The sequence below is a fragment of the Streptomyces sp. NPDC060002 genome, assembly GCF_042737245.1.
Lineage (GTDB): Bacteria > Actinomycetota > Actinomycetes > Streptomycetales > Streptomycetaceae > Streptomyces.
Window position 1 is genome coordinate 24,563 of the sequence record NZ_JBHWUW010000002.1, and the last position, 20,796, is coordinate 45,358.

The 20,796-nt window shown below is 70.0% G+C and carries 20 protein-coding genes and 1 tRNA gene; 8 read left to right on the forward strand and 13 right to left on the reverse strand.

Going from position 1 to position 20,796, the window contains the following annotated elements:
* The first annotated feature begins 36 nt into the window (after positions 1-36).
* On the forward strand, positions 37-942 hold the full coding sequence (locus tag ACFWBD_RS02585; RefSeq protein WP_385661590.1) for a ketopantoate reductase family protein: 906 nt from the start codon (positions 37-39) through the stop codon (positions 940-942).
* Here ACFWBD_RS02585 and ACFWBD_RS02590 read toward each other — a convergent pair.
* Positions 932-1,477, reverse strand: coding sequence for a GNAT family N-acetyltransferase (locus ACFWBD_RS02590; protein ID WP_385661592.1), 546 nt, complete (start codon positions 1,475-1,477; stop codon positions 932-934). The genes ACFWBD_RS02585 and ACFWBD_RS02590 overlap by 11 nt on opposite strands.
* Positions 1,478-1,588: 111 nt before the next feature.
* On the opposite strand from ACFWBD_RS02590, the gene ACFWBD_RS02595 reads away from it, so the two are divergent.
* Positions 1,589-1,999, forward strand: a complete 411-nt coding sequence (locus ACFWBD_RS02595) for a thiol-disulfide oxidoreductase DCC family protein (protein ID WP_385661594.1) — start codon at positions 1,589-1,591, stop codon at positions 1,997-1,999.
* 292 nt (positions 2,000-2,291) lie between these two features.
* Positions 2,292-2,636 (forward strand): hypothetical protein, encoded by a 345-nt coding sequence (locus tag ACFWBD_RS02600; protein ID WP_385661596.1) that lies wholly within the window; start codon positions 2,292-2,294, stop codon positions 2,634-2,636.
* A gap of 131 nt (positions 2,637-2,767) precedes the next feature.
* Here ACFWBD_RS02600 and ACFWBD_RS02605 read toward each other — a convergent pair.
* Positions 2,768-2,842, reverse strand: a tRNA-Val gene (locus ACFWBD_RS02605).
* Positions 2,843-3,001: 159 nt separating this feature from the next.
* Here ACFWBD_RS02605 and ACFWBD_RS02610 point away from each other — a divergent pair.
* The 3 genes from ACFWBD_RS02610 (at position 3,002) to ACFWBD_RS02620 (ending at position 5,828) form a co-directional block, all read left to right on the forward strand.
* Positions 3,002-3,775, forward strand: a complete 774-nt coding sequence (locus ACFWBD_RS02610; protein WP_385661599.1) for a DUF4097 family beta strand repeat-containing protein — start codon at positions 3,002-3,004, stop codon at positions 3,773-3,775.
* A gap of 74 nt (positions 3,776-3,849) precedes the next feature.
* Complete coding sequence (locus ACFWBD_RS02615) at positions 3,850-5,244, forward strand: hypothetical protein (protein ID WP_385661602.1); 1,395 nt, start codon at positions 3,850-3,852, stop codon at positions 5,242-5,244.
* A gap of 80 nt (positions 5,245-5,324) precedes the next feature.
* On the forward strand, positions 5,325-5,828 hold the full coding sequence (locus ACFWBD_RS02620; RefSeq protein ID WP_385661605.1) for a DUF4383 domain-containing protein: 504 nt from the start codon (positions 5,325-5,327) through the stop codon (positions 5,826-5,828).
* Positions 5,829-5,841: 13 nt separating this feature from the next.
* Here the strand turns inward: ACFWBD_RS02620 and ACFWBD_RS02625 are convergent, their stop codons facing one another.
* The 3 genes from ACFWBD_RS02625 to ACFWBD_RS02635 form a co-directional block, all read right to left on the reverse strand.
* Positions 5,842-7,014: an amidase domain-containing protein gene (locus tag ACFWBD_RS02625; RefSeq protein WP_385661607.1), complete on the reverse strand. Its 1,173-nt coding sequence runs from the start codon at positions 7,012-7,014 to the stop codon at positions 5,842-5,844.
* A gap of 98 nt (positions 7,015-7,112) precedes the next feature.
* The gene (locus tag ACFWBD_RS02630) at positions 7,113-8,396 is read right to left on the reverse strand and encodes a hypothetical protein (protein ID WP_385661609.1); all 1,284 of its coding nucleotides are present in this window, start codon (positions 8,394-8,396) and stop codon (positions 7,113-7,115) included.
* Between the two features lie 49 nt (positions 8,397-8,445).
* Positions 8,446-10,647: a transglycosylase domain-containing protein gene (locus tag ACFWBD_RS02635; protein ID WP_385661612.1), complete on the reverse strand. Its 2,202-nt coding sequence runs from the start codon at positions 10,645-10,647 to the stop codon at positions 8,446-8,448.
* A 285-nt stretch (positions 10,648-10,932) separates the two neighbouring features.
* Between ACFWBD_RS02635 and ACFWBD_RS02640 the strand changes: the two genes are divergently transcribed.
* Complete coding sequence (locus ACFWBD_RS02640; protein WP_020126904.1) at positions 10,933-11,151, forward strand: zinc ribbon domain-containing protein; 219 nt, start codon at positions 10,933-10,935, stop codon at positions 11,149-11,151.
* 18 nt (positions 11,152-11,169) lie between these two features.
* On the opposite strand, the gene ACFWBD_RS02645 is transcribed toward ACFWBD_RS02640, so the two are convergent.
* The 3 genes from ACFWBD_RS02645 to ACFWBD_RS02655 are packed head-to-tail and all read right to left on the reverse strand — an operon-like array spanning position 11,170 to position 15,808.
* A complete protein-coding gene (locus tag ACFWBD_RS02645; RefSeq protein WP_385661615.1) occupies positions 11,170-11,970 on the reverse strand; it encodes an HAD family hydrolase in 801 nt (266 codons plus the stop codon).
* The gene (locus ACFWBD_RS02650) at positions 11,970-14,606 is read right to left on the reverse strand and encodes a phosphoribosyltransferase (RefSeq protein ID WP_385661617.1); all 2,637 of its coding nucleotides are present in this window, start codon (positions 14,604-14,606) and stop codon (positions 11,970-11,972) included. Before ACFWBD_RS02650 ends, ACFWBD_RS02645 begins: the two co-directional genes overlap by 1 nt.
* Positions 14,607-14,632: 26 nt before the next feature.
* Entirely contained in the window at positions 14,633-15,808 is a 1,176-nt protein-coding gene (locus tag ACFWBD_RS02655; RefSeq protein ID WP_385661619.1) for an HpcH/HpaI aldolase/citrate lyase family protein, read from the reverse strand.
* A 175-nt stretch (positions 15,809-15,983) separates the two neighbouring features.
* Here ACFWBD_RS02655 and ACFWBD_RS02660 point away from each other — a divergent pair, with 175 nt between their 5' ends.
* Complete coding sequence (locus ACFWBD_RS02660) at positions 15,984-16,724, forward strand: TerD family protein (protein WP_385661621.1); 741 nt, start codon at positions 15,984-15,986, stop codon at positions 16,722-16,724.
* A 37-nt stretch (positions 16,725-16,761) separates the two neighbouring features.
* Here the strand turns inward: ACFWBD_RS02660 and ACFWBD_RS02665 are convergent, their stop codons facing one another.
* From ACFWBD_RS02665 to ACFWBD_RS02685, 5 genes are all read right to left on the reverse strand, one after another.
* Positions 16,762-17,499, reverse strand: a complete 738-nt coding sequence (locus ACFWBD_RS02665; protein ID WP_385661623.1) for a Tellurium resistance — start codon at positions 17,497-17,499, stop codon at positions 16,762-16,764.
* Between the two features lie 100 nt (positions 17,500-17,599).
* Positions 17,600-18,748: a DUF475 domain-containing protein gene (locus ACFWBD_RS02670; RefSeq protein WP_385661626.1), complete on the reverse strand. Its 1,149-nt coding sequence runs from the start codon at positions 18,746-18,748 to the stop codon at positions 17,600-17,602.
* Between the two features lie 73 nt (positions 18,749-18,821).
* Positions 18,822-19,397 (reverse strand): TerD family protein, encoded by a 576-nt coding sequence (locus ACFWBD_RS02675; RefSeq protein WP_385661628.1) that lies wholly within the window; start codon positions 19,395-19,397, stop codon positions 18,822-18,824.
* A gap of 120 nt (positions 19,398-19,517) precedes the next feature.
* Positions 19,518-20,093: a calcium homeostasis/redox stress adaptation protein gene (locus tag ACFWBD_RS02680; protein WP_020126913.1), complete on the reverse strand. Its 576-nt coding sequence runs from the start codon at positions 20,091-20,093 to the stop codon at positions 19,518-19,520.
* Between the two features lie 112 nt (positions 20,094-20,205).
* A complete protein-coding gene (locus tag ACFWBD_RS02685) occupies positions 20,206-20,664 on the reverse strand; it encodes a peroxiredoxin (protein ID WP_385661631.1) in 459 nt (152 codons plus the stop codon).
* Positions 20,665-20,796 lie beyond the last annotated feature (132 nt).

The window sequence follows — 20,796 nt, forward strand, 5'->3', positions numbered from 1 at the left end:
ACCCGCGGGGCCGACCGACGAGAGGGACAACAGCACATGACGAAGGACATACTCAGCGTCGCCGTTCTCGGCCCCGGCGGGGTGGGCGGCCTGCTCGCGGCCCTGCTCTCCCGCGCCGGCCACCGGGTGACCTGCCTGGCCGGCGAGGAGACGGCCGCGTCCCTGCGCACCGACGGCATCCGAGTCCGCAGCGCCCCGTTCGGCGACTTCACGGCCGATGTCGCGGCGGACACCGAGCTGCGCGCACCCGTCGACGCGGTGCTGATCACCGTCAAGCACACCGCCCTCGACGCGGCCCTGGCCCGGGTCCCGGCCTCGGCACTCGGCGCGGACACCCTCCTCGTGCCGTTCCTGAACGGCGTCGAGCACCCGGCGGTCCTGCGCGCCCGGTACCGCCCGGACCGCGTCGCCCCGGCCGTCGTCCGGGTCGAGTCGACCCGGGTCGCGCCGGGGGTGATCGAGCACGGGAGCGGCTTCGCGGAGATCGACCTGGCGGGCGACGCCGTGCCGCGCCCGCGCCTGGACGCGCTCGCGCGGGCGCTGGGGGCGGCCGGTCCGACCGTCAGCCTCGTGCCGGACGAGACGGCCGCTCTGTGGGCGAAGATGGCCTTCCTCGCGCCCTTCGCCCTGCTCACCACCCGGCACGGTCTGCCGCTGGGCGAGGTCCGCACCCGGCACCGTGAGGAACTGACCGCCCTGGTCGAGGAGACCGCCGCCGTCAGCCGTGCCTGCGGCGCCCCCGCCGATCCGGCCCGGGCGCTCGCCCGCTACGACTCCTTCGCCCCCGGCACGAAGTCCTCCATGCAGCGTGACGCCGAGGCCGGGCGGACCCTCGAACTCGACGCGATCGGCGGGGCGTTGCTGCGCGCGGCCGAGCGGCACGGGGTTCCGGTGCCGGTGGCCGCGCGCCTGGTACGGGAGTTGGCGGACGCTACCCGGTAGCGGTGGCGGGCCCGGTGCGCAGGTCGACGTACCAGTCGTTGGATCTGATCGGGTTCCCCTTCGGGTACTCGAAGTCGGCCTGCCCGCGCAGGATGAACCCGGCCTTGCGGCACACCCCGTTGGACGCGGCGTGGTCCACCTTGGGGAACGCGTGCAGGGCCGGGTGGCCGCCGTGTCCGGCCCGCTGCCGTACGACGTCGACGAGCGCCCGGGCGGCCGTCGCGGCGAGCCCTCTGCCCTGGAACTCGGGCAGGATCCCCCAGCCCGTCTCCCACACCCGCTCGCCCCGCCACTCGCGCTCCCAGTACCCGATCGAGCCGACGCTCTCCCCGCTGTCCGCGAGCGTGACCCGGTACATGCGCCCGGCGAACGGCTCGACATAGCGCCGGTGCCGGTCGGCGAGTTTCTCCTCGCTCTCCGGCCCGCCCAGATGCTCCGTCATCTCGGGGCTGTTGGCCCGCCGCAGCAGCCAGAAGTCGTCCTCCGCCCAGGGCACCAACCGCACCTGTTCCACTCTCACGGCCTGTTCGTCCATGCCCGTCACCCTAGGACGAGGGTCCGACACCGGCGGGGGCCCGCCGCCGTGCGACGCTGCGGGGAGGAACCAGTCAGCGCCCCCACCGAGCGTGGAGGTGGAGGGAGACCAGTGATCAGCCCCGCTCCGCACGGCCCGCGCTCCGCGCCCCCGGTACTCGCCTACGACGGGGACTGCGGCTTCTGCCAGACGTCCGTCGACCGCATCCGCGGCCTCGCCGCACCGACGCTGGAAGCGGTTCCGTGGCAGTTCCTGCCCGCGGAGTCGACCGCGCCGCATCTCGAACGGCTGGACCGGGAGGTGTTGCTGCTGCGCGGCGGCACGGTCCTCGCGGGCGGGGCCGACGCGCTGGCCCGCTGGCTCGGCACCTCGCCGTCCGCCGGGTACCGCACGCTCTCCGCCGTCCTGCGGCTGCCCGGCGTCCGGGGCTGCGCCCGCGTGGTCTACCGCTGGGTGTCGCGCAACCGCCACCGTCTGCCCGGCGCCACCCCGGCGTGCGCGGTCCCGCCGCGCGGCGAGTGAGCTCCCTCGTGCGCCGCCGCGTCCCGACGTGCGTCCTCACCCGCGCGGACCCGCCCGCCCTCGCCGAAGGTCACGCCGTGGACCGCTACGTCGAGGCCGGCTCGCTCACCGAGGTCGTCACGGGCACGGCGCCGACCCGGAGGGCACGGACCGGCCGGGCGTCGCGCTCCTCGAACGGAGCCGGACCGACACCTCGGACAACCGAGACACCTGAGACGCAATCGAACGCACGTTCACAGGAACACCCTCAAGGAGCTCGCCACTCAAATTCGAACAGGCGTACCATTGTCGCGTGGCTACGACCTATGACTTTCCCAGCGACCTGCGCGCCGGTCAGGAGGAGCTGCATCAGGTCAGGGCCGAGCTGTCGGCACTGCTGAAGCGACTTCCCTGGTCGGTCGAGCCCCTGGACGGCTTCAGTGACGACACGGGCTGGCGCAAGACCGAGCGCCCCGCGTCCCCCGGCTGGACGGCCGACGAGCAGGCCGAGGTGGAGAAGCTCCGGCAGCGGGAGCACGAGCTCGCGGTGTTCGTGACCTGCCACCGCTTCTGGGCAGAGGTCGCGGCCCCGGACCGGGTGGTCGCCCGCATGACCCTCAAACACACCCACGGGACCCCACCGGGGGACGACGACTAGAACCCGCCTGCGCCACCCGCACCCGGACCGCCCGCACCCGGGACCGGGGCCGTGGCCGCGACCGGGACCGGGTCCGCACCCGGGACGTGCGAAAGGGCCTCCGGATCTCTCCGGAGGCCCTTTCCCTCACCTGGTGGGCGCGGACGGTTTCGAACCGCCGACATCCTGCTTGTAAGGCAGGCGCTCTACCCCTGAGCTACGCACCCGGGACGAGTCGACAGCCTACATTGCCCGGGGCCGTGCCCCGCAAACCCGTATCCGGGGGTTAGCCCCACCCCGGATCCGGGAGCATGCCGGATCCTCCGAAGGCCGACGGCTCCCTAGTGTCGTCAGGGCAACGCCAAGCAGCCCAGGGGGAGATCACCATGGCACGTACGTCACTTTCGGCCCGCGCGGTCCTCGTCACCGGGGCCGTCGTGGCCCTGGCCGCCGGCACGACCGCCTGCGGCGCCTCCGCCGCCGACGACGAGCATCCCGATCACCGGTCCTTCGCCCTTCAGGGCCGCACGCTCACCATCGACTCCGACGACTCGGCGCTCGAGATCGTCGCGTCGGACACGGCCGAGGCGGGCAAGGTCGACGTCACCCGCTGGTTCCAGGGGTCGGTCACCATCGGCAAGGAGCCGAAGGTGACCTGGTCGATGAAGGACGACCGGCTGACGCTGCGGCTGCGCTGCTCCGGCCTGGTCGCCGACTGCGCCGCCAAGCACCGTATCGAGGTGCCCCGGGGCGTCGCCGTGAAGGTCGAGGACGACGACGGCAGCGTCCGGGCGCGGGGCTTCCGGGACGCGCTGAGCGTGCACGCCGAGGACGGCTCCGTGCGGGTCACCGACTCCAGCGGGCCGCTGGAGCTGCGCACCGAGGACGGTTCCGTCCGCGCCGAGGTCTCCTCGCGCACGGTGGACACCCGTACCGAGGACGGCTCGGTCCACCTCACCCTGGCCGCCGTACCGGACCGGGTGGAGTCCGTCAGCGAGGACGGCTCGGTGACGATCACGCTGCCCGAGGGGGCCTACCGGGTGACCACGAAGACCGACGACGGCGGGGTGGACGTGTCCGTGCCGCGCGACGAGTCCAGCGCACATGTGGTCAGCGCACACACCACCGACGGCAAAGTCACTGTCAGGAACGCGAACTAACCGACCCGTGTGTTCGTCCTTAACCGGTGGGAGAATGACACCGGGCAGGGCGGATCACAGCACGGGAGAGGGATGTGACGGCGACACCAGCGCAGCCGTACTCGCCGTTGGTGCCGCGCGCACAGCGCCGCCGTGCGCGCCGGGCACCGCATGCGCTCCGGGACACCCTCACCCTCGTCGCCCTCCCCCTCGTGGCCGTCCTCGCGCTGCCCGCCGCGTTCGCCGGCGGCGGCACGCGGCGCTGGTTCGGCGGGCGGGCGGAGGGACAGCGGGCCGAGGCCCAGGCCGCCAAGGACGCGGCGGCGGCCGCCTTCTACGAGTTGGACACCGCCCAGCGCGACCTGCGGATCTCGGTCGAGACGATCAGGGCCGTGGACGACACGCCGGCCGCCCGGCGCGCCGTGTCCGACTTCGAGGCCGTCGGCAGGCGGATCGACGAGGCCAGCCACCAGTACATCGACGCCGTCGACGCCCATGACCTCGACCGGGACGACCTGGAGGCCTCGGCGGCCGCCCAGGCGCGCACCGAGCTGACCCGTGCCAAGGACGAGCTGGGCCGCGTCAAGCAGGAGCTGGACCGGTTCGCCGACGGACTGGGCCCGCTGCTCGGCAAGGCCGAGACCCAGCTGGCCCGCCTCGCGCCCGCCGTGGAGCGGGGCCGGCAGGCGCTGCTGGCCGCCTCGAACGCGCTGGACGCCGTACGGGAGAGCGGGCTGCGGGCGGACGGTCTCGCGGCGCGGCTGGCGGCGCTGGCGCCCGAGCTGACGAAGCTGAACCAGGGTGCGGGACAGCACGGCGTGCCGCAGACGCTGGAACGGGCGGAGCGGGTGGCGCGCGAGGCCGAGGCGGTCCGGGTGGAGGCGGAGCGGCTGCCGGAGCGGGCCGCCGAGATCGACCACCGGCTCGTCTCGCTGCGTACCCGCGCCCAGGCGCTGACGACCCGCTCGGGGCAGGTGGAGCCGATCCTGAGCGAGCTGCGACGGCGGTTCTCGGCCGCCTGCTGGCAGGACCTCCAGCACGTCCCCGACCAGGCGGGGGAGAACGTCCGGCAGGCGGAGGCGAGACTCGAGGAGGCGCGCGGCGCGCGGGAGCAGCAGCGCTGGCCGGACGCCACCGCGCTGCTGTCGACGGTGCGCGCCCTGCTGAACAGCACGGACGAGGCGGTCTCGGCCGCCGGTGACCGGCTGACCAGGCTGAACGCCGTGCAGAAGGATCCGCAGGCGGAGATCGACCGGACCCGGTTCGCGATCCGGGACGCCCAGCGGCTGGCGATGGCGGGGCGCAACACCCCCGACCCCCGGCACGCGCGCCCGCTGGACGACTCGGTGGCCCGGCTGGAGCGGGCGATCGCCACTCTGGAGGGCCGGCACCCCGACTACTGGCACTTCCTGACCGAGACGGAGGCCGTCCGGCACGCGGTGGCGGACGTGGTGGCCGGGATCCGTGAGGAGCGCGGCACGGGGCACTGACATTGCCCCGGACGCCCGGCGGGCGGATATTGAAGGTACGTACGGCCTCCATCGGCGCATCCACCCTCAGGGAGGCGGAGATGGCCACACACGCACTGCACGGCAGGTCCAGGCGGCGGATCAGGTTCGACGAGCATCTGCCGGTCGACCACCGTCTGAACCTGGTCTACCGGATCGGCGCCGGGCTGATGGGCCTGGGTCTGATCGCCTTCGGGATCTTCGGCATCGTCCACAACATCGGCTTCTTCGACACCGGCGGGGACGAGGTGTGGAGCCTCAACACCAACGGATCGCTCAGCTGGCTGTCGGTCGCCGTCGGGCTGCTGCTGCTCGTGGGCATGGTGATCGGCGGGAACTTCGCGTCCACGCTGAACATGACCCTCGGCGTCCTGTTCGTCGTCAGCGGCTTCCTGAACATGGCCCTGCTGGAGACGGACTACAACTTCCTGGCCTTCAAGATCCAGAACTGCATGCTCAGCTTCGTGATCGGGATCCTGCTGCTCGTCTTCGGGATGTACGGCAGGGTGGGGTCCGCCCTGCCGCACGACAACCCGTACTGGCGGGCCCGCCATCCCGAGGAGTGACGGGCCGGCCGGATCAGGTGCGGTAGGCGTAGAAGTACGCGGTCGGGTACGACGAGACGAGGCTCGCCACCGACCTGCGCAGGGTGTTGTTCGAGTGGTAGGTCACGTACGGCACGCCGCCGCTCTTGGCGGTGACGATCATCGTGTGGTCCTTGGACCCGTCCCGGTCGAAGTCCATCTGGAGGACGTCGCCGACCTCGAGCTGGTAGACGTTGGCGAGCGCGGTGGTCCGCTTGGAGTTCTGGGCGAACCAGGACCACTCGTTGACGCCGACGAACGAGTCGGACTGGATGTCGGCGTTGCCGAACCACTTGGTGTAGTCGTACACGTAACCGGGGACGTGCTTCCAGCCGCCGGCCTTCAGGGACTGGCTGACGAAGTTGGTGCAGTCGCCGCCGGCGCCGTGGCCGTTGTAGTCCGGATAGTCCTTGTTGTAGACGTTCCAGTACTTCTCGGCGTAGGCCGCCATCGCCTTGTAGTCGAAGGCGGTGCCGGTCTTCGGGACGGCGACCGGATTGCGGGTGGTCGCGGCGCGCGCGGCGTTCGGCATGGTGTCGTCCGCCGTCGTGGCCGTCTTGACGGACACCGGCTTGGTGAGCGCGTTCACCGCGAGACCGCCCTGGTCGGTGTCGCGGATGTCCGTCAGCTGCCAGTTGCCCTGCCGGTCGGCCTTGAACGTCAGCTCGTGCCGGGCCTCGAAGCCGGTGCTCTTCGGCTCGTTGCCGCGGACCTTCGCGTAGGTCAGCGTCGTGCTCTCGGTGACCGCGGCCTTGGCGGTACGGCCGGTCACCCGCGTGGCGTTCAGGGTGACGGTGGTGCTGGCCTTGCTGTACTTCTCGCCGGCCTTCGCCAGCTTGTCCTTGCGGTCGCCCAGCGTGGACAGGGCGGCGTCCTCGGTGCGGGCCGTGCCGGAGGACAGCTTGACGTCACCGGAGAAACCGTCGGTCAGCGGCTTCGACCGGTCGCCCTGCCTGCCGGCGACCAGGGCGTCGGTGCGGTCGGTGAAGACCGCGTCCGCGAGCCGCTGGAAGGTGGCCTTGGTCGCGGAGTCGACCTTGGGGTCGTCGACGACGGCGGCACCGGCGGACCAGTTGGGCAGCAGAGCCACGCCGGCGACGACCGAGGTGGCGGCTGCCCCGAGTATCGCGACGCGGCGGCGGGTCGCCCGCAATTTCCTTGACTTCACTGATGTTTCCCCTCTTGCCCCGGCGGAGGGATGCCGGGAAGGGCATCTTTGCATGGCGTGTGCGGCCGTTGTGAAGAGGGGACTCGGTTGAGGTTTGGTTACTTCACGACGGTCGACCAGTCCGGATTCTGCGCCGGGTCCAGGGTGCGCAGCCGTTCGAGGGTCGCCGGCGTCTGCACGTCCATCCAGTCGGCCAACTCCTGGAAGGACACGCACTTGACGTCCTTCTTGGTGCACACGTTCTCGATGATCTGGTCGACGGACTTCATGTAGATGCCGCCGTTCCACTCCTCGAAGTGGTTGCCGATGAAGAGGGGGGCCCGGCTGCCGTAGTACACGCGGTTGAAGCCGGCCATGTAGGCGTCGACGGTCTCCTGCTCCCACGTCGGGTACTGGGCCGAGTCGCCGTCGACCTCGCCGTCGGACTGGTTGTAGAGGAAGTTGAAGTCCATGGACAGGCCCTGGTACTTGCCGCCGTCGTAGGGGAGCAGCTGCAGCGGGAAGTCCCAGAGGCCGTTCTTCTTGGCCGGCCAGATCTGGAAGTCACCGGTGGAGCTGGCGTCGTAGCGCCAGCCGTAGCTCTTGGCGGCCTTCAGCAGGTTCGCCTGGCCCTCCAGGCAGGGCGCGCGGCCACCGACGACCGCCTTCTTGAAGTCGAAGGGCAGCGGGTCGATGTCCTTGTATCCGGTGTTGGTCTTCCAGTTCTCCACGAAGGAGTAGAACTGGTCGATCTCGCTCTTCCACTCGTCGACGCTCCAGTCGGCGCCGCCCTTGGCGCCGCAGAAGTGGCCGTTGAAGTGGGTGCCGATCTCGTTCCCCTCCTTCCACGCCTCGCCGAGCTGCTCCAGCGTGGTGCGGATGTGTTCGTCGGTGGGGAAGCTGATGGCCGCCGTGCCCTTGGGGTGCTGGGGCGGGGAGTACAGGTCCTTCTTGCTCTTGGGCAGCAGGTAGATGCCGGTGAGGAAGAACGTCATGTGGGCGTTGTACTCCTCGGCCATCTTCCGGTAGTGCTCGAAGAGGCCGTCGTCGCCCATGAGCGCGCCGTCCCAGGAGAGGACCACGAACTGGGGCGGCTTCTCCCCGGGCTTGAGCGGTACCGCTTTCAACTGCCCCGTCTGCGGTCCGGTGTACGAGGTGGAGCCGTCCCCCAGGACGTGCGTCTTGCCGTCCCACTTCGGCTCCTTGGTGGCCCCCGCCGACGCCTTCTTGTTCTCCCCCGAGGACGCGGTCGGCGCGGTGTTCGTCGTGCTGTTCAGCACCAGGTAGCCGGCCACCAGTGAGGCGACGACGAGGAGCGCCGCCAGCGTCAGGAACCCCGGATGCGTGGTGGCGGGGTGGCGCGTTGCCGGAGCCTTGCGGCGGCGGCCCGACGGTGACTTCATGTGCGGATCATTCTCCGGATTTCGGGGATGCGGGTGCCCGTTTCGGTGGTCAGCCGAGCGGGCTCATGGCACCTGACCAGATGCCGTAGGGAACGCTGTCGTCGGTGGTGCCGGCGATGCCCTTCAGTGGAAGCGGTTGGAGACTCTTGCCGAGGTCGATGCGGTAGACGACGACCGCCGTGGACACGGCCTTGGCCGTGCCGACGTACCAGGCCGCGGTGTCGTCCTGGGTGGTGCCCGCCTTCCCGGCCACCTGCCCGAGCGAGCCGGCCCTGGCGGCCTGCTGCGAGGAGGGCACGTCGTCCGGGTGGGCGGTACGGAAGGAGTCCGCGAGCGCGGAGTTGACCTCCTCGGCCACGTCGGCGCCGAACGCCCGGTCGACGGCCGGGGTGTCCAGGACGACCTTGGTGCCGTTCTTGGTGATCAGGCGCACCGAGTACGGCTCGGTGTGTTTGCCGCCCGCGGCGAAGGTGGAGTAGCCGCTCGCCATCCGGATCGCGCTGGGCGTGGAGCTGCCCATGGACAGTGCGGGCACCTGCGCCCCGAGGCTGGAGGAGAGCAGCCCGGATTTCTCGGCGGTGGCGCGCACCGTGTCGAGCCCGGTGTCCATGCCGAGCTGCATGAACGGGGTGTTCACCGACAGCTCCATCGCCCGGTGCAGGGAGATCTGCCCGTACGACTCGCCGTCGTCGTTCTTCGCGGCCACCACCTTGCCGCTGCGGTCCCAGTACGGCCCCTCGGGCGTCGTCACCGGCACCTTGTCGTCGCCGTCGTACAGCGTCTCCCCGGTGACCGGTGTGGTGTCCCCGTCGCGGGTCTTGTGGACCCCGTTCTCCAGGCCGGCTGCGTACACGAACGGCAGGAACGCGCTGCCGGCCGAGACGGTGGTGGCGTTGGACTCGTTGTAGCCCTGCGTACGGTGGTCGGCGCCCCCGTAGACGGCGAGGATCCGCCCGTCGGAGGCCACCGAGGAGGCGCCGTAGTGGGCGGTCTTCGCGCCCTTGGGGTCGTCCTTCAGAGCGTCCTTGCGGGCCTTGGTGACGGCGTCGGTGAGCTGGGTCTCGCGCTTCTTGTCGAAGGTCGTGTAGATCTGGTAGCCGCCCAGGTCGAAGTCCTTGTCGGAGATCTTCCCGGCCTTCTTGGCGTACTGGGAGGCGAGTTCCACCAGGTAGTCGCTCTGCTCACCGGTGTCGTACAACGGGTTGGACTTGAGCGGCTCGGGGAACTTCGTGTACTTGGCGCGCTCGGCCTTCGACAGTTTGCCGATGTCGACCATCCGGTCCAGGGTCCACGACCAGCGCTCCACGGCCCGGGCGCGGTTGGCCGAGTTCAGGGTCGGGTCGTACAGGCCGGCGCCCTTGAGCAGGGAGGCGAGAAACGCGGCCTCGCTGGCGTTGAGTTCGCCGACGTCCTTGCCGTAGTAGGCCTGGGCGGCGCGCTGGATGCCGTAGGTGCCGCGGCCGAACCAGCTGGTGTTGAGGTAGCCCTCGAGGATGTCGTCCTTGCTCATCTGGTTGTCGAGCTTGAGGGCGATCATGGCCTCGGTGAACTTGCGGCTGACCGTCTGGTTCTGGTTCAGGTAGACGTTCTTGACGTACTGCTGGGTGATCGTGGAGCCGCCCTGGGTGTCGCCCTGGCCGATGGTGCGGAACAGGGCGCGGCTGATGCCCTTGAAGGAGATGCCGGGGTCGCTGTAGAAGCTGGCGTTCTCGGCGGCCAGCACCGCCCAGCGGACGTCCTCGGGGATGTCCTTCAGCGGCATCGCCTGCCGCTGCACCCAGCCGGTGCGGGCCATCGGCGTCCCGTCGGCCCAGAAGTACACGTTGTCCTGCTGGGTGGCGTAGGAGTTGATGTTGTCCGGGACGTCGGTGGCCGCGTAGGCGACGACCAGGAGCATGCTGCTCAGGCCTATGGACGTGAGGACGCCGCCGAGGCACTGCCGCCAGGAGGGTATCCAGCGCCGCCAGTCGGTACGGCCCGGGCGCGGGTACTGCGGGCGCAGCTTGCGGGCGTAGGGCGTGACACGAGCCACATACGGAGCCAGTACGGCAAGGAGCGGGGCAATCCGAGGACCAACAAACGAAGAAATCTGGGCAAAAAGTGAGGGGCGAGGGGCTTTTCGTCGGTTTTTCGACGAACGCGGCTTTTCTTCGTCGCCCTCCTCGGATATGTCCGGCATTGCCGGTATATCCGAGACCCGCAGTTGCATGGTCTCGTCCGGCCGAAAAGATGCAGGAAGCTTCAACTGCATGGTTTCATCCGGCTGTTGGGGCTTGTCCCCCGGCCCCGCCTCGCTCACGACGCGTCTCCCTCCGCACTCCGTATTACTCGCAGGCAGACGTACAGACTGACGAGGGCCTGACATGGTTGCCGTTGACGCGGCCGCAAACCTTGAACCCTCCCGACCATGGAGTTCAATGCGGCGCTCTCAAATTACCAGCGCTCTTCGCAAATTCTCCACAGAAGAAATCGACAGAAGTGAACAGAGGTGAAACCGCTGACACCACGTCCGAGCATAGGGGCTTAGTCTGACGCCATGCCTCGCTACGAGTACCGCTGCCGGACCTGCGGCGACACCTTCGAACTGAGCCGTCCGATGGCTCGGTCCGCGGACCCCGCCGACTGCCCCGCAGGTCACGACGACACCGTCAAGCTGCTCTCCACGGTGGCCGTGGGCGGCACGAAGTCCGCCCCCGCGCCCAAGGCGGGCGGCGGAGGCGGCGGCGGATGCTGCGGCGGCGGTTGCTGCGGCTGACCGCCGCCCGCCGACTTCTCAGGAACTCTTCAGGAACTCCCGCAGGATGCGCTCCCCGGCCAGCACGCCCCGCTCGGGCAGGGCGGTGATCGCCGGGGCCGTCCAGGCGGCTTCGGCCAGCTCGCCGTGCCCGGGACGCCAGCCCCGGTCGGCGGCCAGCAGCAGGTCGGCGTCGAGCAGCGAGTCGCCCGCCGCCAGTGTCAGTTCGGCGCCGGTGCGGCGGGCCACCTCACGCACGGCCGCGCTCTTGGTCAGCGGCTTCGGCACGGCGTAGATCTTGCGGCCCTGGAGCGACACGGTCCAGCCGCGGTCCTCCGCCCAGACCGCGAGCTCCTTCACCCACTCCTCGGGCAGCAGCTCGCGCTCCACGACGAGATAGGCGAACAGGTCCTCGGCGACCCGCTGCTTGCGCAGCCAGAACGGGTCCGCCGTCTTCGCCAGGTGCTCCTCCACCTCCGCGAGCGGCGCGCACTCGTCGGCCAGCCTGGCCAGCACGCGTCCGTGCCAGTCCTGATCGGTCACGCCGTCGACCAGCAGATGGCCGCCGTTCGCGCAGATCACGTACTTCGGCGCCGGGCCCGGCAGGTTGATGCGCTGGTACTGCTTGCGCGTCCGGGTGGTCGTCGGCACGAACACCGCCCGGTCACCCAGCTCGGTCAGCAGCTGCGCCGACGTCTCCGTCATGAACGACAGCGGCCTCGCCTCGTGCACCTCGACGCACAGCAGCCGCGGCGCCCGCGCGTCCGGCATGGTCAGCGCCAGGGCGGCCGCCGAGTAGATGAGCGTACGGTCGAGATCACTCGCCACCAGAACCGGCATCAGACCGTCACCGACTTGCCGTCGGCGCCGGTCGCGCCCCGGGTGAACTGCGGATGGATCAGCCCCACGCAGGTGTACGGCAGTTCGCCGACCTCCTCGACGGGCACCCCTCGCTGTCCGGCGAGCAGCCGTACGTGGTCCAGGTCGGCGCCCGCCCCGGCCCGCGCGAGGATCTTCCACGGCACCCGGCGCAGCAGCACCCGGGTGGTCTCGCCGACCCCGGGCTTGACCAGGTTCACATCGTGGATGCCGTACTCCTCGCTGATCCGCTCGACCGCCGCCCAGCCCTCCCAGCTCGGCGTGCGGTCACTGGCGAGCAGCTCCTTCACCGCGCCGCCGACCGCGTCCGCGACCTCGGGGAAGCGGGCGGCGATGGCGTCCAGGAAGGCCACCGAGACGTCCGTGCCGGCGAGCTCGCGGTAGAACTTCGCGCCGTGGAAGTCGTTCGGCCCGACCAGGTCGGCCCGCAGCACGGTCCGCGAGATGAGTCCCGAGACGGTCGAGTTGAGGCAGGCGGACGGGATGAGGAAGTCGTCACGGGTGCCGTACGTCCGCACGCACGAGCCCGGGTCGGCCAGCACCGCGATCTCCGCGTCGAAGCCGGCCGCGCCGCCGCCCGCCTCGAACTCCTCGATCGCCGCGGCCAGTTCCCGGGTGATCGCGCCCTTGCCGGTCCAGCCGTCGACGAAGACGACGTCCCGCGGATCGTGGTGGGCGGCCAGCCAGCGCAGCGCGTTGGCGTCGATGCCCCGGCCGCGCACGATCGACACGGCGTAGTGCGGCAGGTCGAGGCCGTGCCGGAACTGCGCCCAGCGGCGCATCAGCACACCGACCGGGGTGCCGGCCCGGGCGAGCGAGACGAGCACCGGCCGGGGGGACCGCTCGGCGATCACCGTCTCCGTGACCACGCCCACGGCCTGCGCGATACGCGCCGCCGACGTCTCCAGCGCCGCGTGGAACAGCTCCTGGTACTGCTCGCTGGGCTGGTACTCGACGGGCAGCGACTCGGCGTAGTGCGCGCCGCCGCTCTGGATGGCCTCCTCCCGCTCCTCGGTCGGCGCCTCCAGCGTCACGTCCGAGAGGTCCTGGAGCAGCCAGCCGACCTCCTCGGGCGGGTACGACGAGAAGGCGGGGCCGCGGAGGGGCTCGGGCAGCATGGCGGGTCTCTCTTCCGACAAGGCGGCTGCGTACAGCGGCTCGGGGACGTACGACGGCACGACCGCGAGGACGACGTGCGGGGTGTGCGCGGCGAGCTGGGACAGGAGACCGTCGGAGGCGTGCAGCTCCCGGGTGTCGGCCACGGAGTCCACGACGGCGACGACGGCGTCGAAGCCGCCACCCGCGACGTTATAGGCATAGCGCTCGCCGGGTCCGTCGGCCGGGTCGTCGTGCGCGGGGAAAACGATTCGGCTGCGTATCGCGTAGCCGGGGTCGTCGACCGCCAGGACGGGCGAGCGGGTGGTGGTCGAGTAGCGGACCTCGGCGGCCACCACCTGCTCCAGCTCACGGGCCAGCCTGAGCGGCGCGTACATCAGCTCTTCGAAACCGAGCACGAGGACGCGTTCGACGCCGTCGGGTATCGCCTCGGCGAGGCGGGCCGTCATGGCGGGGAGGGCGCCGTCCAGGCGGTTGCGGTGCTTCGGCGTGAATCCGTGCCGGCCGCCGTCGGGGAGGCCGCGGGGCCAGCAGAGGTTCACGCGGGACACGTGGCCGGGGGGCCGCGTCTGCCCGGTGCGGTCGTCTTCCGGGTGCGGGCCCGTTGTGGCTGGTCGCGCAGTTCCCCGCGCCCCTACGGGGTTGGCCCCTGAGCCGGCTTCGAGGGCAACGCCCTGTCCTGGGGGCGCGGGGAACTGCGCGACCGGCCCCGACGCGGCCGCGGACGACCGACCACCCGCTGCGGCACCTGCGGACTCGTAGCGGGCGACCAACTCCTGTCCCTTCTCCAGCACGCCCTCCGGGAGGAGAACCGTGCCGGAGGCGGCGGTGACCAGGTCCACGCGGGCGCCGATCTCGCGGGCGAAGTCGTCCAGACGGCCCGCGTCCGCGGCCGAGCGCATGTCGACGAGGGCGACGACGACGTAGCGCCGCCTCGGATAGCGCTCGTGCAGCGCCCGGACGGTGTTCAGGACCGTGTTGCCGGTCGAGAACTCGTCGTCGACCAGGACCAGCGGCCCGTCCCCGACCAGCAGCGCCGGATCCTCCGGCAGCAGCAGGTGCGAGGTCGCGTGCGAGTGGGACTCCTCGAAGCCGCCCGCCTGCGCGACCCCGGCGACCGGGCGGCGGGTGGAGTGCAGGTAGGGGGCGCTGCCGAGGCCGTCGGCGACGGAGTGGCCGAGGCCGGTGGCCGTCTCCGCGTAGCCCAGGACGACCGCCTCGGCCGCCTCCTGGGCGCCGAGCAGCTCACGCACCCGGCGGCCCAGGGCGAACCCGTGCCCGTGCACCACGGACGGCGACTGCGGGACGTGCTTGCCCAGGACGTTGGAGACCAGCAGATGCGCCCGCTTGGGGTTGCGGCGCAGGGCCAGCCCCAGCAGGCCCGTCAGCGTGTCGTCGCCGACGAGCTCGACCCCGAGCCGCTCGGCGACCCACGTCCCGGACCAGATCCCGTCGTCCCCGTTGTTCACTGCGTTGTTCATGCGTCCCTTGTGAGTGAGGTGGTTCTTCAGCCGGGTATGCCGGCGGCGAGCAGGTCGACGAAGCTGACGTCCTCGTGCGCGACACCGAAGACCTCGGCGCGGAGCATGGTGCGCTCGGCCCAGGCGCGGTGCGGCTTCACCTCGTTCATCTTGTTCGTGTACTGAGACCGCAGTACCCCCCCGCCGCCGCGTTCCGGCCGCAGGATGTCCGCCGCGTCGCTGTACTCCTCGTGGCTGACGACGGACAGCGCGTGCACGGCCGGCACGTGCGAGGGGTGGATGCAGGTCTTGCCCAGCAGACCGTTGGCGTGGTCCAGGGAGATCTCGCGCAGCAGTCCGTCCATCGCGTGCTCTATCAGTTTCTCGCGCAGCTCGACGGCCTGCCCCTCCAGGAAGGGGCTGTGCCGCAACATCGGCTTGAACATGCGCTCGGGGACCCGGAAGTACTCCCACACCGGCCCGGTCACCGTGAACCCGGTGCCGTCGGCCCGGCCCAGCATGTTCACCACGTCGGCGATCACGGAGGCGACGATCTGGACGTCGTAGGCGGTCATGTCGGGCGCTCTGCGCAGCCCGTACGAGGAGCAGAAGTCGGTGACGCCGAGACGCAGCGCGAGGACCCGGCTGCGGTACTTGTCGACGGCGCGGGCGATGCCCTCCAGGGCGTCCACCCGCGACTCGCGGTACATCAGCTCGGGCGTCTCCAGGACGGGCATGCCGAACAGCCGCCGCCCGCTCGCCGTCTCGGCGCCCGCCAGCGCCTCCAGGAAGGGGATGCCCCGCTCCTCGGTGAACTTCGGGAAGACGAACCCGCTCAGCAGCTCCACGGCGGCCCCGAGCCGCCGGACCAGGTCGGGGATCTGCTCGGGCGTCCGTACCCGGATGAAGAGCAGCGGCGGCTCGAACCCCTCCGCGTCCCCGCGCCCCGCCAGGTCGGCGAACTGCCGGACCAGGTTCTCCTCGCCGGCCTCGACGTCGTCGTCGCCGATGGAGTCCTCCAGGCACAGCACCATCGACACCACGCCGCGCCCGGTCTGCTTGACGATGTCGTCCGCCAGCCGGGGCCGGGTGGCCGGGCTGTACAGCGTGGCGCCCAGGGCCGCGGAGAGCAGCCTCGCCGGGGAGTCCGCGTCGAAGACGCACGGCTCCCGGTAGAACAAGCGCTGTCGCACCTCAGGGGCGAGGTGCCCGAAATGACGCATAAATCTCCCCCGTGGTGCGGGTAAGTCTGTGGATTCGGCATGAGGTGGCCGGTAATAGTACGTAGGGATCCATGTCAGAGGTTCCCACCCGGCATGAACTTCAGGTAACTCGCGGATGAGACTTGCCGTGTACCCCGCGTTGTCGTGAGCAGGCCCGAGAAGGCAGGATGACCGCATGACGCACGCGATGCTGAAGGGGTCGAACGTCCCGCTGAAAGCCACCACGGTACGCGCCGTGCTGCGCTGGACCCCCGGGCAGGGGGTCCCGGACGTCGACGCCTCGGCGCTGCTCCTCGGCCTCGACGGCCGTGTGCGCTCCGACGAGGACTTCGTTTTCTACAACCAGCCCCGGCACCCTTCCGGGAAGGTGTGGCGACTCGGCAAGAAACGTGTCGCCGAGGGCCTCACGGACACCATCCAGACAGATCTGTCCGGTGTCGAGTCCGGCGTCGGCCAGATTCTGCTGGTCGCTTCGGCGGACGGCGTGACGTTCGACCGCGTACGTTCCCTCACCATCGTGCTGTACGACGCGGCAGCCGACGACGAGCCGCTGGCCACATTCGACATCCGCCCCGAGACGGGCGAGGAGACGGCCCTGATCTGCGGCGAGCTGTACCGGCGCGGCGAGGGCTGGAAGTTCCGCGCCCTGGGCGAGGGTTACTCCAACGGCCTCAAGGGCCTGGCCACGGACTTCGGCATCTCGGTGGACGAGTCGGAGGAGGCCACGGCACCGGCCCCCGAGCCGGCCCTCCAGACGCCCAGCCTGTCCCAGCCCCTGCCGCCCGAGCAGCCGGCCTCGGCCGTCCCCCAGCAGCCGGCGTACGGCTACCCGGCCAGTCTCCCGACCTACGGCTACGGCTATCCGGACGGCTCCTTCCGGCTCCCCCCGCAGGGCCCCCAGTTCGTCGGACGGTGAGCCGCCGGGGACCGAAGGCCCGGGTGCTGTCCGGGCGCTACTTCTCGGCCTTCGTCTTGTAGCCCCGGCCCCACTGCAGCCCCCAGCCGTACAGGCGATCCAGCTCCGCCTGGAACCCGTACACGAACCGCACCTCACGCCGCACCATGAGCTCGTCCTTCACGTTCTCGATCATCACCACCGCGCAGGACCGGGCCTGCGGGTGCCGCTCGTCGAGGCCTATCTCGATCCGCGGCCCGTTGCTCGGGTACAGCGTGACGATCGCGTGCGTCCGGTCGAACGCCGGCGTCTGGTCGTAGATGTAGACGAAGACGAGCAGCCGCTTGATCTGCTCCCGGTGGTCGAGGTTGACGTACATCGTCTCGCCGGACGCCGATCCGAACCGGTCGTCCCCGCTCAGCTTCACGTAGGGCGCCGCGTTCACGTCGCCCAGCAGGCCCCCCAGCGGCTGCACGACCCCCTTCGTGCCGTCTGCCAGCTCGTACAGGCAGCCGAGGTCGAGGTCGACGTTCACCATGCTCTGGCTGTGTCCGATGACCTCCGGCGGCCGCAGCGCCTTGAAGGGGTGCCGCAGCAGGCTCTCCCGCTGCGGTCCGCCGATGTCGGACGTGCGCATCCGCCAGGTCAGGTTGACGCGCAGGTTGCCGGTCGCGGCGCCCTGCTTGGTCAGCGAGACCTGATGATGCCGCTTGGTGAGCTCTATCGCGTTGGTGGCCGCGTTGCCCGAGTCGAAGTCCGCCGCCCGGCTGCCCAGGAGCCCGTCGAAGATGCCCATTCCCGCCCCCACGTCCACTGATGAAAACCGGCGGGGCGGCCGGTGGAGGACTCGTCCTCACCGGCCGCCCCGCTCAGAGCGTTCCTCACTCCAAAGGTGATCACACCCCGGACGAGACCTCAGTCTTCTCGTCCGAGCCCTGGGCTTTTCCCTCGGCCGCCGCCAATGCGCGGTTGCGGCGGACGGAGGACCAGAAGGACCAGGCGATCAGGACCACGCCGACGAGGCCGGTGATGACCTCGTTGATCTGGTACTGGATGGTGACCATGAGGATCACGGCCAGCGCGCCGATCGCGTAGTGCGCGCCGTGCTCCAGGTAGACGTAGTCGTCGAGGGTCCCCTGACGGACCAGGTACACGGTGAGCGACCGGACGTACATGGCGCCGACGCCGAGGCCGAGGGCCATCAGGACGATGTCGTTGGTGATGGCGAAGGCGCCGATCACTCCGTCGAAGGAGAAGGACGCGTCGAGGACCTCGAGGTAGAGGAACATGAAGAACGCGGCCTGACCGGCCAGGACGACCGGCGGGCGCTGCTTGCCGCTGCGCGCGGCCTCTTCCTCCTCCTCGTGCTCGCGTTCTTCCTCTTCCTCGAGCTTGTCCTCGAAGTAGCCGGAGAGACCGCCGACGACCATGTACGTGATCAGACCGGCGATGCCGGAGATCAGGACCGTCTGCGCCTTGTCGACGTGTGCGCCGCCGTGCTGGTGGGCGTGGGTCGCGAAGGTGAAGGAGGTGATCAGCAGGACGATCAGCGCGATGCAGACCGACAGCATGTCGACCTTGCCGAGCTTGGCGAGCGGGCGCTCGATCCAGCGCAGCCACTGGATGTCGCGGTCCTCGAAGATGAAGTCCAGGAAGATCATCAGCAGGAACATGCCACCGAAGGCGGCGATCGACGGGTGAGCGTCGGTGACCAGCTGCTGGTACTGGTCCTTGTCGTTGAGCGCGAGGTCGACCGCGTCGATCGGACCGATCTTGGCACTGATGGCGACGATGACGACGGGAAAGACCAGCCGCATGCCGAAGACGGCGATCAGCACACCGATCGTGAGGAAGATCTTCTGCCAGAAGGCACTCATCTTCTTCAGGATTCCGGCGTTGACCACCGCGTTGTCGAACGACAGCGAGATCTCGAGGACGCAGAGGATCGCCACGATACCGAGGGCCTCCCACCCCCCGTAGAAGACCGCTGCGACCAGGCCGAGCGCGGTGACCGCGAACGACCAGCCGAAGGTTTTCAGAAGCACTGGCTACCCAATCGTGTCTGGGGGTCCCCCCAAGCGAAGCTCGGGGAGGGTTTCCCCCGCGCCGTACTCGGCTTTACGAAACGTTGACTCCGAAGTCTAGAGCGATGCCCCGCAGTCCCGACGCGTACCCCTGTCCCACGGCCCGGAACTTCCAATCACCCTGGTAGCGATAGAGCTCGCCGAAGATCATCGCGGTCTCCGTGCCGGCGTCCTCGCTCAGGTCGTAGCGGGCGAGTTCCTGGCCGTCGGCCTGGTTGACGACGCGGATGAACGCGTTGGAGACCTGGCCGAAGGTCTGACCCCGCTCGTCCGCCATGTGGATGGAGACCGGGAAGACGATCTTGTCGCACTGGGGCGGCACCTTGGCGAGGTCCACCAGCAGCGACTCGTCGTCGCCTTCACCCTCACCGGTGAGGTTGTCGCCGGTGTGCTCCACCGAGCCGTCCGGGCTCTTGAGCTGGTTGTAGAAGACGAACCACTCGTCCCCCATCACCCGGCCGCTGTTGCACAGCAGCGCGCTGGCGTCGAGGTCGAAGGGGGCCCCGGTGGTGGAGCGCGCGTCCCAGCCGAGTCCGATCATCACCTGCGTGAGGTTCGGCGCGGCCTTGGACAGGGAGACATTGCCTCCCTTGGCGAGCGTGACACCCATGATTGCTGGTCCTCCCCTAGGTGGTGCTCAGGTGCTTCCTCTTCGGTTGTCCTGCACGTCCGGCGCCGCCCGTAAACGGTGCGGCGCCGGACGGTCGGACCTTCGGACCCTGCGGGTGACTCAGACGTTGACGCCGAAGTCCTGCGCGATACCGCGCAGACCCGACGCGTAGCCCTGGCCGATGGCCCGGAACTTCCACTCCGCGCCGTGCCGGTACAGCTCGCCGAAGACCATGGCGGTCTCGGTCGACGCGTCCTCGCTCAGGTCGTAGCGGGCGATCTCGGCGCCGCCGGCCTGGTTCACGACGCGGATGAACGCGTTGCGGACCTGGCCGAAGGACTGCTGCCGGTTCTCCGCGTCGTAGATCGACACCGGGAAGACGATCTTCTCGATGTCGGCCGGGACCCCGGCGAGGTTGACCTTGATCGCCTCGTCGTCGCCCTCGCCCTCGCCGGTGGTGTTGTCACCGGTGTGCTCGACCGAGCCGTCGGGGCTCTTGAGGTTGTTGAAGAAGACGAAGTTGGCGTCGCTGCCGACCTTGCCGGAGCTGTCCAGCAGCAGCGCGCTGGCGTCCAGGTCGAAGTCGGTGCCGGTCGTGGTGCGGACGTCCCACCCCAGACCGACGATGACCGCGGTCAGGCCCGGGGCCTCCTTGGTCAGCGATACGTTGCCGCCCTTGCTGAGGCTGACTCCCACAAGTCCTCCATTGGTGTCCTGGGGCGGGGAGCCCCTGGTGCGTCGGATATCGGATCAACGAGTCGATCCTAGTAACGGGTTCCCGCCCCACGCAGGCCCTGGAGCGGAAGAATCAGAGGGTGTCGAGCGCGGCGACGCACTCACCGAGGTCGCGGGCGTCCGGCAGCGCGTTGACGACGGTCCAGCGCACCAGGCCCTCCTTGTCGATGACGAAGGTGCCGCGCACCGCGCAGCCCTTGTCCTCGGCGAAGACGCCGTAGGCGCGGCTGACCTCGCCGTGCGGCCAGAAGTCGCTCAGCAGCGGGTACTCCAGGCCCTCCTGCTCGGCGAAGACGCGCAGGGTGTGGATGGAGTCGTTGGAGACGGCGAGCACCTGGGTGTCGCGGTCGGCGAACTTCGGCAGGTTGTCGCGCACCTCGCACAGCTCACCGGTGCAGACGCCGGTGAAGGCGAAGGGGTAGAAGAGCAGGACGACGTTCTTGCTGCCCCGGAAGTCGGAGAGCTGCACGGTGCGACCGTGGTTGTCCTTGAGCTCGAAGTCGGGGGCCTTGTCGCCGACCTGGATCGCCATCGCGTGGATGTCCCTTCGGTGGGGCTGTCTGGGTGACTCCACCCTACGCAGCGGTCGCCGAAGGCCGCCGGACGGGCTGAGCACGAGGACCCAGCCCGTCCGGCGTCACTTCACATCACTTCTTCGGACGTC